Consider the following 16,322-nt stretch of genomic DNA (forward strand, 5'->3'; position numbering starts at 1 on the left):
ACACGAACTTCTTGATCAACCCGCGGTGGAGCGGCGCGGCGACGGGGCGGATGAGCGGGTGCGGGCGATGAAGCGGGGGGAGTCGGGGGCGAGGTCGGGGTGGTCGACGCCGAGGGCCAGGGCGGCCGCCTCCTCCAGGGCCAGCTCGCCGCCCGCGCCGTACGCGGTGTCGAACGCCGCGTCGCCGAGCGCCCGGCGCAGCTCCGCCTGCCGGGCCAGCCAGTACGGCCCGTAGATGCCGGGGGTGGCCCGCAGGTTCGCCCGGGTGGCCTGGGCCGCGCCGAAAAGCCGGGCCGCGGTCACCGGGTCCCCGCCCAGCGCGCAGCGCACCGCGATCGCGTTCACCGTGTCGCAGGCCCGGCCCAGGTAGCCGTGGTTCATCCGGGAACGGAGCGCCACCAGCAGGTGCTCGTGCGCGGCGACCAGGTCGCCCCGGGCCAGCGCCACCATGCCGAGGAGCATGTCCACCGAGCGGCGCCCCCGCTCGACCGGGCGGGCCGCCTCGACCGGGCGGGCCGCGCCGAGCAACTCGGCCGCCTCGTCCAGCGCGCCCCGGCACCAGAGTAGTTCGGCGAGGTTGTAGATGGCGTGCAGCGCGTCGGAGACCACGTCCTGCGCGTACGCCCAGTCGATCACCTCGCGGCAGACCCGTTCCGCCTCCACGAACTGTCCCATGTCGACCAGCGGCGCGGCCCGGCCCGCCAGCACCCGGGCGAGCAGCCCCAGGTCACCGGCCTGCCGGGCGGCCGCCTCGGCCCGCTGCGAGTAGCGCAGCTCCTCGGCGAACTCACCGTCCGCGCCGGCGTGCAGCGAGTGCATGTGGTAGGCCGCGGCCAGCTCCGCCTCCGGGATCACCTCGCCGGTCTCGGCGATCCGGCCGTACAGCCGGAACAGCCAGAGCCGCCCCTCCCGGGCCAGCCCCCGCTCCCGCCACCACTGGTCCAGCATGCCGGCGAGCCGCAGCCCGGTGCGGGCGCTGCCGCCGGTGGCGCACCAGCGCAGCGCGGCCCGCAGCTCTGCGGCGAGCGGGTCTAGCGCGTACAGGGAGAGGGTGACCGGGTGGCCGTCCGAACCCAGGTGGGCGCGTTGCAGGGTGTGGCTGCACCAGGCGACGTGCCGTTCTCGGGCGGTCTGCTCCTCGCCGGCCTCCACCAGCCGCCGGGCCGCGTACGCCCGGATCGGGTCGAGCATCCGGTAGGTGCTGCCCGAGGCGTGCGGTTCGGCCAGCACCATGGATTTGTCCACCAGCACCGAGAGCGGGTCGAGCGGATCCTCGTCGAGCAGCCACTGCACGGTCGGCAGGTCCACCCGGCCGGCGAAGACCGCCAGCCAGCGCAGCAACCGGGCCGAGCGCGCCCCGAGCGTCCGGTACGACCAGGTGACCGTGGCCTGCATCGTCAGGTGCCGTTCGGCGGCCGAGCGGTGCACCGCGCCGGTCGCCGGGGCGGGCGGACCGCCCCCGGCCGCCACCGGGTCGACCGGGTCCTGGTTGCCGCTCCAGCCGGGCTCCCCCGCCGGGGGCGGCTCCGGCTTCTCCCGCCCGGCGTCCAACGTGGCCAGCATGTCGTCGAGACGCTCGGCGAGCTGCCCGGCGGAGAGCACCCGCAGCCGCGCCGCCGCCAGCTCGATGGCGAGCGGCAGCCCGTCCAGCCGGCGTACCACCCGGCGCAGGTCGACCTGCTCGGTGGGATCCGGCGCACGGCCGCCCCGGGCCGCCGCCGTCCGATCCAGCAACAGGGCCACCCCGTCGCTCTCCCCGCCGTCCGGGCGGGGCTCCACCGAGAGCGGCGGGATCCGCCACACCGCCTCACCGGGGAGGCCGAACGACTCCCGGCTGGTGGCGAGCACCCGGACGTCCCGGGCGCCGGCCAGCAGTCGGGAGATCACCGCGGCCGAGGCCGCCGGCTGGGCGTCGCAGGTGTCCAGCACGACCAGCATCCGGCGAGCGGCCGCGTACTCCACCAGGGTGTCCACCATCGGGCGGCCGGGCTCCGGGCGGAGCCCGAGCACCGCGGCGATCTCGAACGCGACGAGGCCCGGGTCGGTCACCGCGGCGATGTCGACGAACCACACCCCGTCCGGGTAGGCCTCGACGACCCCGCCGGCCAACTCCACCGCCAGCCGCGTCTTGCCGGCACCGCCCGCGCCCAGCACGGTCACCAGGCGGTACGTCTCGACCAGCCGCTTCAGCTCGCCCCGTTCCACCTCCCGCCCGACGAACGAGGTGACCTGGGTGGGCAGGTTGTGCGCCACCGCGTCGGCGGTACGCGGCCGGGGGAAACTCCGTTCCAGGCCGGGCGCGACCAGCTGAAACAGCCGCTCCCGGTCGTCGAAGCCGCGCAGCCGGTGCAGCCCGAGGTCCAACAGGGACGCTCCGGCCGGCAGCGGATCGGCGTGCCGGGCGGTCACCCCCGAGCAGAGGACCTGTCCACCGTGGGCGGCGGCGGCCACCCGGGCGGCCCGGTGCACCTCCGGGCTGGCGTACTCGCCGTCGCGGGGTTCCACGTATCCGGTGTGCAGGCCCATCCGGACCCGGGGCGCGGCCTCCGGGGTGGGCCAGTCGTGGCCGGCCAGGGCCAGTTGCGCGGCCAGGCAGGCGGTGACCGCCGCGGCCGCGTCCGGGAAGGCGAGGAAGAACGAGTCCCCCTCGGTCAGCAGCTCCGCCCCGTCGGCCAGCGTGTGGCGCAGCAGCCGGCGGTGTTCCCGCAGCACCGCGGGGTAGCCCGGACCGAGCAGCTGGGCCAGCCGGGTGGAGCCCTCGATGTCGGTGAACACGAAGGTCACCCATCCGCTCGGGAGGTCGATCCGTGGCGACATGCGTGGAACCTCCGCCCCGTGACGTCGGGCTCCATGCTGCCCTATGATCGGGCGATCACGCATCGTGAGAACGGCCGGGCAGCACCCGACCAAGGTCCCACCGGGCGGCCCCGGCAGCACGAACGGATCGACCGGCGAGACGAGGTCGCCGGAGGTCAGCAGCCGCAGGCGCCGCCGCAGCAGCCTCCACCGGCCGGGGCGGACGCCCCGCCGACCGGGCCGGCGCCACCGCGGCCGGTGACCGCGACGGTCGACAGCAGCTTCACGGTGTCGGCGTGTCCCTGCGGGCAGGATGCCGGCTGGCCGGCCTCGGCCATCGGCCGGTTGACCTCGAAGGTGTCGCCGCAGGCGCGGCAGCGGAACTCGTACCGGGGCATGCCACCAGCGTACGACCGGGTCTGACGTCACGGCGGGCATGGGTGATACTCGACGGGTGGTGGACGGCGAGGAGCGATCGAAGGTCCGACCCCTGCGACCGGCCGTACCGCCCGACGGGGCGGCCGGGCCGGTTCCCGTGCCCCGCCCCCGGCCGGCCACGGAGCCGGTTTCCACCGGCACCGCCGCCGGGAGCACCCGCCAGCCGGAGTCGCCCCCGGCCGACGCCCCGGACACGAAGCCACAGTCGACGGCCGACACCGCGGCCGGCACGAAGGTCGGGCCCACCCCGGCGGACGCCTCCGACGTCAAGCCGCAGCCGACCCCGACGGGCGAGAAGACGGAGCCGGCCCCGGCCGATACCCCCGCCACGAAGGCGGAGGCAACCTCGCCCGACGCCAGCGCCACGAAGGCGGAGGCGACCTCGCCCGACGCCACCGCTACGAAGGCGGAGCCGGCTCCGGCCGACGCCACCACCGCGGGCGGTCCCGAATCGAAGACCGGCGGTCGGCGGCGGCGGATGCCGTTCGCGCACGCGGTCCGGATGCCGCCCCGGCGAATCGCCGTCGGCGCGGCCCGGGCCACCCGGGACTGGTTGCGCCGCCCCGGCGGGCGCACCACGGTGCTCGGTGTCTTCCTGCTCGTCCTGGTCGCGGGCACCGCGGCGGCCGGCGCGCTGCTGGTGCCCGCGGCCGTACGCAAACCGCAGCCGGTCGCCGTCGATGCCACCGCGACCGCGCCGGCCGGCGGCGTACCCCAGGGCGGCGTGGCGCCCGGCGGGGTCGGTCTGCCCTCGGGGCTGCCCGGCGCGACCGGCCAGCCGACCGGCGTCGGGCAGCCGACCGGGCCGGCACTGACCGGCCGCCCGGCCGACGCGCTGGCTGCCTGGGCCCAGCGGGTGAGCCGGACGACCGGCATCCCGGTGGTCGCGTTGCAGGCGTACGGCTACGCCCAGCTGGTGCTCGAACAGACCCACCGGAGCTGCCAGCTCAGCTGGACCACGCTGGCCGCGATCGGATACGTCGAGTCCCGGCACGGTGCGGCCAACGGCGCCACTCTGCAGCCGGACGGGGTCGCCTCGCCCAACATCCTCGGCGACCTGCTCGACGGGCAGGGCGGGCGGTCCCGGATCACCGACACCGACCGGGGCGTCCTCGACGGCAACACCGTCTACGACCGGGCGCTCGGCCCGATGCAGTTCATCCCGAGCACCTGGCAGGAGGTCGGCGCGGACGCCGACAACGACGGCGTCAAGAACCCGCACGACATCGATGACGCCGCCCTGGCCGCCGGCCAGTACCTGTGCAAGGGCGGCCGGAACATGACCATCCCGGGCGACTGGTGGAACGCCATCCTCTCCTACAACGACGTGCGCCGTTACGCCCAGGACGTCTTCGACAAGGCGAACGAGTACGGACGGCTGAGCGGTACGTGACGTAACCGGTTGCGTACATTTCGAGAACTGGACCCTTCCCCCGAGCAGCCGTTCCCGGCAAGCTAGACGGGTGATGGTGCGCGAGTGGGACCCTCGAACCGCGTCGTCCGCCGAGATCGCGTCGCTGCTGGACACGCTGAACGCGGTCCTGGCGGCCGACCTGCCGCAGGATCCGCCCTGGCGGGAGAGCTCCCTGCGGGAATACCTCTCCGAGGTCATGCCCGGTGAGCGGCGGATCTCCTGGGTCGCTCAGGCCGAACCGGCCCCGGACGGCACCCCGAGCCCGATGCTGGGGCACGTCAACGTGCTGCTGCTCGGTGGTATCGGGGTGCTGGAGGTGCTGGTGCACCCGGTCGTCCGGCGCACCGGGCTGGGCCGCGAGCTGGTGCGGGTGGCCGGCCGCCGGGTCTGGGATGAGGGCTTCCAGTCGATTGGCGTGGAGGTGGTCGGCGACACCCCGGCCCTGGGGTTCTACGAGTCGCTCGGCTTCACCCGCGAATACGTCGAGACCCGCAGCGTGCTCGACCTGCGCACGGTGGACTGGCCGGCGCTGGCCGAGATGGCCACCGGCGTCGGCGCCGGCTACCACCTCGAGTTCTGCCCGGGCGGCCCGCCGGACGACCTGATCGAGGCGTACGCCCGGGCCAAGGCCGAGGTGCGCGATGTGGACGACGGTGAGCTCCGGCCCAGCTCGTACGACCCGCAGCGGCTGCGGGACAGCCTGGACACGCTGCACCGGCGGGGCATGAAGCCGTACATCGTGCTCGCCCTGCACGAGCAGACCGGCGAGGTGGCCGGGCTGACCGAGGTGGTGGTGCCGGCGCAGCACCCGACCCGGGCCGACCAGTACGACACCATCGTCGTCCGGGACCACCGCGGCTACGGCATCGACCGGGCCATCAAGGCGCGGATGCTGCTGGAGCTGCGCTCGGCCGAGCCGGAGCTGGCCGAGGTGCAGACCTGGAACGCGCAGGCCAACGAGGCGATGTTGAAGGTCAACGCGGAGCTGGGCTACCGCCCGGATCGCGAGTGGTGTGAATACAGCGTGGACGTCGCCGAGCTGGTGCACCGGCTCGACAGCCAGCGCTGACGGAAGTTCACCAACAGGCCACCCGGGGGATGGACGTCGGACCGGGTCGACTCTTAACGTTCGTTAGTTCCCGCCCACTCACGTGGAGGCCCCATGCGCCCGCGCCGCATCTTCGCCGCGCTCGCGACGACCGCCGCCGTCACCGCGACGGCCATCGGCGTCGCGCCCCCAGCGGCCAGCGCCGCGCCCACCGACCTGTTCATCTCCGAGTACGTCGAGGGCCTGTCCAACAACAAGGCCATCGAGCTCTACAACGGCACCGGCGCCCCGGTCGACCTGGCCGCCGGCGGCTACCAGCTCCAGTTCTTCTTCAACGGCGCCAGCACGTCGACGAACGTCGCGCTGAGCGGCACCGTCGCCCCCGGCGACGTCTTCGTCTTCGCCGCCGCCACGGCCGCGCCCGCGATCCTCGCCCAGGCCGACCAGACGTACGGCGGTTCGCTCTACAACGGCGACGACGCGATCGTGCTGCGCAAGGGCGGCACCGTGCTCGACTCGATCGGGCAGGTCGGCGTCGACCCGGGCACCGAGTGGGGCACCGGGCTCATCAGCACGGCCGACAACACCCTGCGCCGGCTGCCGTCGGTCACCTCCGGCGACACCGACCCGTCGGACCCGTTCGACCCGGCTGTGCAGTGGGCCGGCTTCCCCACCGACACCTTCGACGGGCTGGGCAGCCACACCATCGACGACGGTGGCCCGGTCGACCAGCCGGCCACGCTGAGCTGCGGCGGCACGCTGACCGTCGAGTTGGGCGCCACGGCGACCCGCCAGGTCACCGCCAGCGACGTCGACGACACCGTCACCGATCTGGCGGTCACCGGGGTCAGCCCTGCGCCGGCGAGCGGCTCGATCAGCCGTACCGCCTTCAGCCCGGCCAACGGGGTCGGCGGCACGGCCACCGCGACGGTGACCGCGACCGGCCTCCCGGCCGGCTCGTACGCGGTCACCGTGACCTCGACCGACGCCGACGGCGGCACCGCCACCTGCACCCTCACCGTGCAGGCCACCGCCCTGCTGTCGGTCGGCGAGGTGCAGGGCCAGACCCGCGACGACGAGGATGGCAGCGCCGACCGGTCACCGCTCGCCCCGGCCAGCGGCAACGGCACCAGCTCCGCTCTCCACGACGTGCGCGGCGTGATCACCCAGAAGTCGCTCACCCGCAGCTCCGCCGGGGCCGACCAGTACGGCTTCTACCTGCAGAGCCGCACGGGCACCGAGGACGGCGACCCGCTCACCTCGGACGGCGTCTTCGTCTTCATGGGCTCGTTCACCACGTTGATCGGCGGCTACGCGCCGACCGTCGGCGACGAGGTGGTGCTGCGCGCCCGGGTCTCGGAGTTCTTCAACCAGACCCAGCTCTCCAGCGCCTCGCTGGTCCGCAAGCTCGACTCAGGGCTGGACGTGGACAGCGTCGTGCAGGTCGATGACGCCCAGCCGCCGGCCGACGCGGCCGCCGCCGCCCGGTACTGGGAGCGGCACGAGGGCACCCGGATGCGGGTCCGCTCCGGCAGCGGCGTGTCCGCGCCGCGGCACATCTTCGCCTCCACCGCGGACTCGGAGATCTACGTGGTGGACCGCGAGGACCCGATCATGCAGCGGACCGATCCGTACGCCCGCCGGGTGTTCCGGGACGCGCACCCGCTGGACGACATCCCGGGCACGCTCTTCGACAACGGCAACAACCAGCGCATCCTGCTGGGCGCCGGCGGCGTGAAGGCGACCGCCGGGGACTCCACCGCGCTGCTGCCCGAGGCCCGCACGTACGACACGCTCACCGAGGACGCCTACGGGGCCATCTCGTACGCGTTCAGCAAGTACAGCGTGCAGCCGGAGCAGCTGACGCTGACCGGTGGGGCGGATCCGGCGAAGAACAACCCGCCGCAGCCGGCGGACCGGCACGCCGAGGTCGCGGTCGCCACCTACAACCTGGAGAACCTGTACGACTACCGGGACGACCCGTTCGACGGCTGCGACTTCGCCGGCAACGCGGGCTGCACCGGGGTCAACCCGCCGTTCGACTACGTGCCGGCCAGCGAGGCGGAGTACGCCGCCCGGCTGAACGTGGAGGCCCGGCAGATCGTCAACGCGCTGCACAGCCCGGATCTGGTCATGGTGCAGGAGGCGGAGGACCAGGACATCTGCGCGGTGGCCGACGGCAAGCTGGTCTGCGGCGACACGAACAACGCCGACGGCGCGCCGGACACCGTCCAGGAGCTGGCGCTGGCCATCGCGGCCAACGGTGGTCCCGCCTACGCGGCGGCGTACGACCGGACCGGCTCGGACGCCCGGGGCATCACCTCGGCGTTCCTCTACCGCACGGACCGGCTGACCCTGGCCTCGGCGTCCGCGACCGACCCGCTGCTGGGCACCGCCCCGACGGTGCAGTACCGCTCGGCGGGGCTGCCGTCCAACGCGGACGTGCAGAACCCGAAGGCGTTCAACGCGGTGCTGCCGGCCGACGTGGACCGCTCCACCGGCGTGGACGGCGCCAACGTCTACACCCGGGCGGCGCAGCTGGCCAAGTTCACCGTGGCGGCGGCGCCGGGCTCGGCCGAGCACTACCCGCTCTACGCGATCAGCAACCACTACTCGTCCGGGCCGGACACCCGGGTCGGGCAGCGGCGGGAGCAGGCCGCGTACGGGGCCGCGCTGGTGCGGGCCATCGAGGCCAGCGACCCGGACGCCCGGGTCATCTACGGCGGTGACCTGAACGTCTTCCCGCGGCCGGACGACCCGATCGCGACCGGGGAGAACCCGACCCCGTCGGACCAGCTCGCCCCGCTCTACCAGGCCGGGATGCACAACCTCTGGGACGACCTGGCGGCGGACGTGCCGGCGGCGGCCTACTCGTACACCTTCAACGGGCAGGCGCAGACACTGGACAACCTGTTCGCCAACGGCAAGCTCCACGACGACCTGGTGCAGATCCGCGCGGCGCACATCAACGCCGACTACCCGACCGACGCCGAGGGCCTCGGTGACCGGGGCGCCAGCGACCACGACCCGCAGGTGGCCCGGTTCCGCTCCCGGGCGTCGCTGAGCGTGGCCGACGCCTCGGTGGTCGAGGGCAACAAGGGCACCAGCACCCTGGCGTTCACGGTGACCGTGTCCCGGCCGCTGTCCGAGCCGGTCCTGATCTGCGCCGCCACCTACGGCACCACCGCGCAGGCCGGGTCGGACTACGACCCGTACGTGGGCTGCCTGACGCTGGCCGCCGGCCAGACCTCGCTCGCCTTCCCGGTGACCGTCCGCGGTGACAAGAAGCGCGAGGCGGACGAGCAGCTCACCCTGTACGTGGCGGGCGTGCCGGGGCTCCGGCTCGCCGACCCGGTCGCCGTCGGCACCATCCTGAACGACGACTGACGGTCCGTTCCGCGTAGCGGCCCGCCGTCCGGCTCACCAGCCGGACGGCGGGCCGATCTCGTGGGTGCCCCGTCGCGGCCGGGGCGGGGCGGTACGCCCCGGTACTTGGCCACCCGCACCTCCCACTGGCTGCGCCGGCGCAGGGCGTCCCGGACCGCCCGGTCGCGATAGAAGGTCTCCGGTGGCCGGGCGAGGCCGTACCGGTCGGCCCACCACTCCCCCGGCTCGGGATCGGTGACGACGTCGAGGTGGGACGGATACCTTCGCTCCGCCCCGTCCCGCAGGTCGGCGCGGTCGCGCATGGGCTTGAGCACCCGACCCGAGTCGTCGACCACGGCGAGGCGGAACCCCGCCACGCTGATGATCCGGCGCAGCATGGCGATGCTCGGCGTAAGAGAGCCCGCCTCGACCCGGCCGATGGTCGTCGGATGCACCCCGGCGAATCGGGCCAGCTCCCGCTGGCTGGCGTCGGCCCGGCGGCGGACCGCCCGGACGATCCCGGCCGCGGGCCATGGGGCGTCGAAAGGCTCGGTGAGCATCGTGGGCGGTTCCCCGGCCTCCTCGGTCAGGCCGGGTTGTTCGGGAGTGTCGGGCTCGGTCACACCGCCACGCTCCCGCCGTGGGCGGCACCGCGACAACCCCGACCCGCTCGGCTGTGGACAACCAAGGTGCCTGTGGACAACCCCGCGACCGCGTCGGTGGCTTGTGCTGATGCGCCGGCCGAGCCGGCCCGACGGGCCGATGGGCCAATGGGCCAATGGGTGACGGGCCGACGGGCCGACTAGTCGTCACTCCACGTGAACATGACGCTGGGTGACACCACCAAGGCCGCCAGAGGCCTGAACCACCTCAGCCGATGCCCGCAGAAACCCCCAATCGGACAAATAGCCCCGCCGGGGCGCCCGACCCGAGCCACCCCCATCCCCCTTTGCTCTGCAGCCACATACGCATCGGACACGGTGCGTTGCTGCTGCGTGGATGGCTGCAGAGCAAAGTGAGCGAGTAGGGGGTCAGGTAGCACGGAGGCCAGCACTGAGGGTGACGAGCCGCTCAGCCGCAGCACCCGTCCACTTTCCAGGCCGATTCGCCGAGCCGACCGTGCTCGTGCCACAGACGCGCTGGCCCCGGAGACGCCGCCTCGGGGCCCCAGTGACGCCGCCAGAGCGGCGGCGCAGGCACCACCCGGAGCGGCGGCGCAGGCACCGCGCCCGGCCGCCCGGTTGTACCGCCTCGTAACAGCCTGGGAACGAACCCGGTCGCCGTTCAGTAGCGCTCGCGGAGCAGCTTGGCCGCCTCGACGGCCCAGTAGGTGAGGATGATCTGCGCGCCGGCCCGACGGATCGAGGTGAGCGTCTCCAGCATCACCCGCTCCCGGTCGACCCAGCCGTTCACGGCGGCCGCCTCGACCATCGCGTACTCGCCGGAGACCTGGTAGGCGGCGACCGGGACGTCCACCGCGGCCCGGACCGCCGACACCACGTCGAGGTACGGCAGGGCCGGCTTGACCATCACCAGATCGGCGCCCTCGGCCACGTCCAGCTCGACCTCGCGCAGGGACTCCCGCAGGTTCGCGGGATCCTGCTGGTAGGCGCGCCGGTCGCCCTCCAGCGCCGACTCGACGGCGTCCCGGAACGGGCCGAAGAACGCGGAGGCGTACTTGACCGCGTACGCGAGCACCGCCACGTCCTGGTGTCCGGCGGCGTCCAGGGCCCGACGGACCACGCCGACCTGGCCGTCCATCATCCCGGACGGGCCGACCATGTGGACCCCGGCATCGGCCTGGGCGACCGCCATCCGGGCGTACGCCTCCAGCGTGGCGTCGTTGTCCACGGCGCCGTCCGGAGCGAGCAGGCCGCAGTGCCCGTGCGAGGTGAACTCGTCCAGGCAGAGGTCGCTCATCACCACGGTGGCGTCGCCGACCTCGGCGACGACGTCCCGGATGGCGACGTTGAGGATGCCGTCCGGGTCGAGGCCGCCCGAGCCGGTGGCGTCCCGCTCGGCGGGCACCCCGAAGAGCATCAGCCCGCCCACACCGGCCTGAACCGCCTCGACGGCGGCCTTGCGCAGCGAGTCCCGGGAGTGCTGGAGCACCCCCGGGAGGGACGCGACCGCTCGTGGCTCGGTCAGCCCCTCCCGGACGAACATCGGCAGCACCAGCTCGGCCGGGTCGAGGCGGGTCTCGGAGACCAGCCGCCGCACGGCTGCGTTACGGCGCAGCCGGCGGGGCCGGATCTCGGGGTACGGCACGGGAGCCTCCTGTCAGCGGAACCTCAGGGCGGTCGGCCCCTGCACCTTCGAGCCCCGGCGCTGCTTGGCCGGCATGGCGGCGAGCTTCTCGCGTAGCTCGACGGCGTAGGCGGCGAGCGCCTCCACCAGATCGGGCACCGAGGCGTGCGCAGGCTGCACGTCGACCCGCAGGCCGAACTCCGTCGCCGTCTCCGCCGTCTTGGGCCCGATGACAGCAACCACGGTACGCGCATGCGGCTTTCCGGCGATGCCGACCAGGTTCCGGACCGTGGACGACGAGGTGAAGAGCACCGCGTCGAACCCGCCCGACTTGATCGCGTCGCGGATCTCGGCCGGCGGCGGCGCCGCCCGGACAGTCCGGTACGCGGTCACGTCGTCGACCTCCCAGCCGCGCTCGGTGAGCCCGGCGGCGAGGGTCTCGGTGGCGATGTCGGCGCGCGGCAGCAGCACCCGCCCGACCGGGTCGAGGATCTCGTCGTGCGGCGAGAACTCGGCCAGCAGGCCCTCCGAGGACTGCTCGCCCGAGGGCACCAGCTCCGGCTGGATGCCGAACGCCCGTACCGCGTCCGCGGTGGCCTCGCCGATGCAGGCGATCTTGACGCCGCCGAAGTGCCGGGCGTCCAGGCCGTGCTCGGCGAACTTCTCCCAGACCGCCCGGACCGCGTTCACCGAGGTGAAGATCACCCAGGCGTACCGGCCGTCGACCAGGCCCTTGACCGCCCGCTCCATCTGGGCGGGGGTACGCGGCGGCTCGACCGCGATGGTCGGCACCTCGCACGGGATCGCCCCGTACGCGCGCAGCCGCGCGCTCATCACGCCGGCCTGCTCCTTGGTCCGGGGGACGAGCACCTTCCAGCCGTACAGCGGCCGGTTCTCCCACCAGCTCAGCTTGTCCCGCTGGCTGACGCTCTCCCCGACGGTGAGCACGACCCGCCCGGTGAAACCGAGCGCCGCCGCGACGAACGAGTCCACGGTCGACGTGGTGGTGTACTGCGTCTCGCCGGTGCCGTCGCCGGTCACCCCGACGGCGGTGGTGCCGGCCACTCCGGCGGCCAGCAGGCCGTCGCGGATGGCGGCCAGGTCACCGGCGTCCACGGCCAGGGCCAGCGAGCCCCGGCTGACAGCCGCGGCCAGCGCGTCGAAGTCCAGCGCGGTGACGTCCTCGACGTCCGCCACGGTCCGCACCCCCGGCAGCGGCACACCCGCGTAGGTGGCCACCCCCTCGGCCTGGCCGACGCCCGGGACCACCTCGAAGTGCGCGGCGGTACGCGCCACCGCCTGCACCTCCTTGACCACCGAGTCGTGACCGAACGGGTCGCCGGCGACCAGGTGCACCGCGTTCTGCCCGGAGCGGGCCGCGGAGATCAGCACCTTCGCCACATCCCCCGGTACGCCCTCGGCCGGGCTGAACTGGGCGTCGGACTTGGCCTGGGCGCGGACGTGGTCGAGCAGCGACTCGGGGATTCCCCGGTCGTACACCACCTGATCGGCGTCGACCAGGGCGTCGTGCGCCCGGCGGGTCAGCAGGCCCGGGTCGCCGGGTCCGGCCCCGACGAACGCGATACGGCCTGCGGGCTTACGGGTGCGGGTCATTCTGTGCTCCCAATTTGCTGGGTCCCCGGACCGGCGTGTCCTTCTTGGCCGAGGATCGTGTCGGCGCCGAGTTCGAGGAGTTCGGCGGCGAGTGCCTTGCCGATCTCCGCCGCGTCGGCGGGCGTTCCGGTGCGGGACAGCCGGATGTCACGGGAACCGTCCGGGCTGATCACCGCCCCGCGCAGGTAGATCTCCTGGACAACATCGCCCTCGGCGGTTGAGCCGGTTGGCTCGCCTTCGGCGAGGACGCCGTAGGCGGCGACGGGCGCGCTGCACCCGGCCTCCAGGGTGGCCAGCAGTGCCCGCTCCGCGACGACCGCGGCGCGGGACGGTGCGTGATCGAGCAGTGCGAGCAGCTCGATCAGGTCCTGGTCGTCGGCCCGGCACTCCACCGCCAGCGCGCCCTGGGCGGGCGCGGGCAGCATCAGCATCGGGTCGAGCGTCTCGGTGATGACGTCGGTCCGGTCCAGCCGGGCGAGCCCGGCCCGGGCCAGGACGACGGCGTCCAGGTCGGCGTCCGGGCCGAGCACCCGGCCGAGCCGGGTGTCCACGTTGCCCCGGATCGGGGTGACCTCGAGTTGCATCCCCAGCGCGTGCAGCTGGGCGATGCGGCGCAGCGCGCCGGTGCCGACCCGCGCGCCGGGCGGCAGCTCGGCGAGCGTACGGCCGTCCCGGGCGACCAGCGCGTCGCGCGGGTCCTGCCGGGGCGGCACCGCCGCGATGTGCAGGCCGGGGGCCTCCGCCGTGGGCAGGTCCTTGTACGAGTGGACGGCGAAGTCGATGACGCCGGCGGTCAACGCGTCCCGCAGCGCGGAGACGAAGACCCCGACGCCGAGCCGGTGCACCGGCGCGGCGGAGCGGTCGCCGGCGGTCACCACCTCGACCAGCTCGACCTCGCGGCCGGTGGCCGCGGTGAGGGCCGCGGCGACATGGCCCGACTGGGCCATCGCCAGGGCGCTGCCCCGGGTGCCGAGGCGCAGGGGAGCGGTCATCGCGCACCTCCGGTGGGCGGGAAGTCCAGGGCGTCGAACGACGAGCGGCCGTCGGTGTCGGTCGCCACCACGTCGGGCACCGTGTCGACCGGGGAGGTCTGCGGCACCTCCAGGTCGAACAGCTCGCGCAGCAGGGCGGCGTACTGGTCACCGCCCGGCTCGGCGGCGAGCTGGCGCACCCGTACGGTCGGCTGGTGCAGCAGCCGCTGCACCACCCGGTGCACGGTGCGGGCGACCTCGGCGCGCTGGTCGTCGGTGAAGTCGGGGCGGCGCTGGGCGAGCCGGCGCAGCTCAGCGGTGACCACGTCGTCGGCGCGTCCGCGCAGCGCGGCCACGGTGGGTGCCACGTCCGCGCCGCGCAGCCAGCTGAGGAACGCCTCGACCTCGCCGCCGACGATCCGGGCCACCTCGGCGGCGTCGGCGGCGGCGGGACCGTCGGCGAGGATGGCCGCCATCCGGTCGATGTCGATCACCTCGACACCGGGCAGCGCGGCGACGCCCTCCTCGACGTCGCGCGGGACGGCCAGGTCGAGCAGGACCAGCGGGCACCGGCCGGCGTCCCGCCGGGCCGTCGCCCGGGCCACCACGTCGCGGGTGAGGACCGGTTCGGTGGCCGCCGTGGCGGCCACTACGATGTCCACTGTGGAAAGCGCGTCGACCAGCTCGGCCATCGGCACGGCGTTCGCACCGTACGATTCGGCCAGCCGGACGGCCCGGTCGGCGCCCCGGTTGGTCACGGTCAGCGGCCCGGCGCCCAGCCGGGACAGGGTGGCCACGCCGAGCGAGCCCATCGCACCCGCGCCGACCACCATGGCGGGCCGGCCGGCCAGGTCGCCGTCGAGCAGGTCGGCGGCCAGGTCCAGGGCGGCGGTGACGACGCTCTGACCGGCCCGGTCGATGTTGGTCTCGGCGTGCGCGCGCTTGCCCACCCGCAGCGCCTGCTGCATCAGCTCGTGCAGCAGCCGGCCGGCCGAGTCGGTGTCGCTGGCCGAGTGGTAGGCGTCCCGGAGCTGGCCGAGGATCTGCGCCTCACCGACCACCATCGAGTCCAGCCCGGCGGCGACCCGGAAGACATGGTCGACGGCGGCGACGTCGTAGTGCACGTAGAGGTGGTTGGCGAGCGCCGCCGGCGGGCAGCCGGCCTGCTCGGCCAGGACCGCACAGATGTCGCCGAGGCCGCCGTGGAAGCCGGAGACGGCTGCGTACACCTCCACCCGGTTGCAGGTGGAGACGAGCACGGCCTCGGCGACGTACGGCTGGGCGACCAGGCGGTCCAGGGTGCGGGTGAGATCGGCGGGCGGGACCGCCAGCTGCTCCAGCGTGGCAACCGGGGCGGTGCGGTAGGACGCGCCGACGACGAGCAGTTTCACGTGCCGATCGCCTCCTGGGTGTCGGTGGCCGCGAGCCCGCCGGGCAGGGCGGTGAGGGCGGACCCGCCGGTGGCGGGGAGCGCGGTCAGCGACGCCTTGCGGTGCTCATGGAAGGACAGGATCTGCAGCTCGATCGCGAGGTCGACCTTGCGCACGTCGACCCCCTCCGGAACTGAGAGTACGCACGGCGCGAAGTTGAGGATGCTCGTCACGCCGACAGCGACGAGCTGGTCGGCCACCGCCTGCGCGGCGGACGCCGGGGTGGCGATCACGCCGATCGAGATCGACTCCTCGGCCGCGACTCGGGGCAGCTCGTCGACGTGCCGGACGGTCAGGCCGCTGATCTCCTCGCCGACCCGGGACGGGTCCGCGTCGAAGAGCGCGGCGATCCGGAAGCCGCGGCTCGCGAAGCCGTCGTAGCCGGCCAGGGCGTGACCGAGATTACCCACGCCGACCAGGGCGACCGCCCGGCGCTGGGTGAGCCCGAGCACGAACTCGATCTGATCGACCAGCAGCCCGACGTCGTAGCCGACCCCGCGGGTGCCGTACGAGCCGAGGTGGGAGAGGTCCTTGCGCAGCTTCGCCGAATTCACCCCGGCGGCGTTGGCCAGCCCTTCGCTGGACACCGTCTCGTGGCCGGTTTCGGCGAGATTGTGCAGGGCACGGAGGTATTCCGGGAGCCGAGCGACGGTCGCCTCGGGCAGGTCCGGGAGCGCCGGTACGGCACCAGCGCGACCGGGCGCGCCAGGGTGACGGTGCTGACTCATGAGACTCCGTGCGGTGCGATCCTCGACCAGCGTCGGCGGCCGGTCGTTTCGGGACTCCCGCTGGCGACCGATGGTGCCGGCTGTGCTAGCAGGGCGCGTCGGAACTACAGAGTAGGCGCTTGTGAAGGGGTGCACAAATCGCGATCTTGCTGGCCCGCGACGTGCCTCCACCTGCCCCTCCAGTTCACAAGATCGATTGACCGCGCTCGGTAGGCGCCGCTCGGCGATTATTGCTCAATCCCGACTTCTCTGACCAATCGCACGCGCCTG

10 protein-coding genes and 1 pseudogene are annotated in these 16,322 nt (G+C 73.9%); 3 read left to right on the top strand and 8 right to left on the bottom strand.

The annotated features are described in order from the left end of the window. Nucleotides 1-15 precede the first annotated feature (15 nt). Both ACFYML_RS01480 and ACFYML_RS01485 read right to left on the bottom strand, forming a co-directional pair. Nucleotides 16-2,817, bottom strand: coding sequence for an ATP-binding protein (locus ACFYML_RS01480; protein ID WP_387418736.1), 2,802 nt, complete (start codon nucleotides 2,815-2,817; stop codon nucleotides 16-18). Nucleotides 2,818-2,972: 155 nt separating this feature from the next. After that, nucleotides 2,973-3,194 (bottom strand): zinc ribbon domain-containing protein, encoded by a 222-nt coding sequence (locus ACFYML_RS01485; protein ID WP_073834410.1) that lies wholly within the window; start codon nucleotides 3,192-3,194, stop codon nucleotides 2,973-2,975. Nucleotides 3,195-3,250: 56 nt separating this feature from the next. On the opposite strand from ACFYML_RS01485, the gene ACFYML_RS01490 reads away from it, so the two are divergent. The 3 genes from ACFYML_RS01490 to ACFYML_RS01500 all read left to right on the top strand — a co-directional run bounded on the left by ACFYML_RS01490 (nucleotide 3,251) and on the right by ACFYML_RS01500 (nucleotide 9,083). Further along, nucleotides 3,251-4,627 (top strand): lytic murein transglycosylase, encoded by a 1,377-nt coding sequence (locus ACFYML_RS01490; RefSeq protein ID WP_387419008.1) that lies wholly within the window; start codon nucleotides 3,251-3,253, stop codon nucleotides 4,625-4,627. Between the two features lie 73 nt (nucleotides 4,628-4,700). Beyond that, the gene (locus tag ACFYML_RS01495; protein ID WP_387419009.1) at nucleotides 4,701-5,717 is read left to right on the top strand and encodes a GNAT family N-acetyltransferase; all 1,017 of its coding nucleotides are present in this window, start codon (nucleotides 4,701-4,703) and stop codon (nucleotides 5,715-5,717) included. A 93-nt stretch (nucleotides 5,718-5,810) separates the two neighbouring features. Next, nucleotides 5,811-9,083 carry a lamin tail domain-containing protein gene (locus ACFYML_RS01500; RefSeq protein WP_387418737.1) on the top strand — a complete coding sequence of 1,091 codons (3,273 nt, stop codon included), beginning with the start codon at nucleotides 5,811-5,813 and terminating at the stop codon, nucleotides 9,081-9,083. A gap of 398 nt (nucleotides 9,084-9,481) precedes the next feature. Here the strand turns inward: ACFYML_RS01500 and ACFYML_RS01505 are convergent. The 6 genes and pseudogenes from ACFYML_RS01505 to ACFYML_RS01530 form a co-directional block, all read right to left on the bottom strand. After that, nucleotides 9,482-9,622 (bottom strand): annotated as a pseudogene (locus ACFYML_RS01505) (helix-turn-helix domain-containing protein); the annotation flags it as partial. Nucleotides 9,623-10,346: 724 nt separating this feature from the next. Beyond that, complete coding sequence (gene hemB / locus ACFYML_RS01510) at nucleotides 10,347-11,330, bottom strand: porphobilinogen synthase (RefSeq protein WP_387418738.1); 984 nt, start codon at nucleotides 11,328-11,330, stop codon at nucleotides 10,347-10,349. 12 nt (nucleotides 11,331-11,342) lie between these two features. Next, the gene (locus tag ACFYML_RS01515; protein ID WP_357438429.1) at nucleotides 11,343-12,923 is read right to left on the bottom strand and encodes a uroporphyrinogen-III synthase; all 1,581 of its coding nucleotides are present in this window, start codon (nucleotides 12,921-12,923) and stop codon (nucleotides 11,343-11,345) included. Then, a complete protein-coding gene (hemC, locus tag ACFYML_RS01520; RefSeq protein WP_387418739.1) occupies nucleotides 12,920-13,915 on the bottom strand; it encodes a hydroxymethylbilane synthase in 996 nt (331 codons plus the stop codon). The genes ACFYML_RS01515 and hemC overlap by 4 nt, the downstream gene beginning before the upstream one ends. Further along, nucleotides 13,912-15,285, bottom strand: a complete 1,374-nt coding sequence (locus ACFYML_RS01525) for a glutamyl-tRNA reductase (RefSeq protein ID WP_387418740.1) — start codon at nucleotides 15,283-15,285, stop codon at nucleotides 13,912-13,914. The genes hemC and ACFYML_RS01525 overlap by 4 nt, the downstream gene beginning before the upstream one ends. Next, nucleotides 15,282-16,052, bottom strand: a complete 771-nt coding sequence (locus ACFYML_RS01530; protein ID WP_387418741.1) for a redox-sensing transcriptional repressor Rex — start codon at nucleotides 16,050-16,052, stop codon at nucleotides 15,282-15,284. Before ACFYML_RS01530 ends, ACFYML_RS01525 begins: the two co-directional genes overlap by 4 nt. Nucleotides 16,053-16,322 lie beyond the last annotated feature (270 nt).

The sequence above is a fragment of the Micromonospora sp. NPDC007230 genome (genome assembly GCF_042869115.1).
In the GTDB taxonomy this organism is placed as follows: Bacteria; Actinomycetota; Actinomycetes; order Mycobacteriales; family Micromonosporaceae; genus Micromonospora.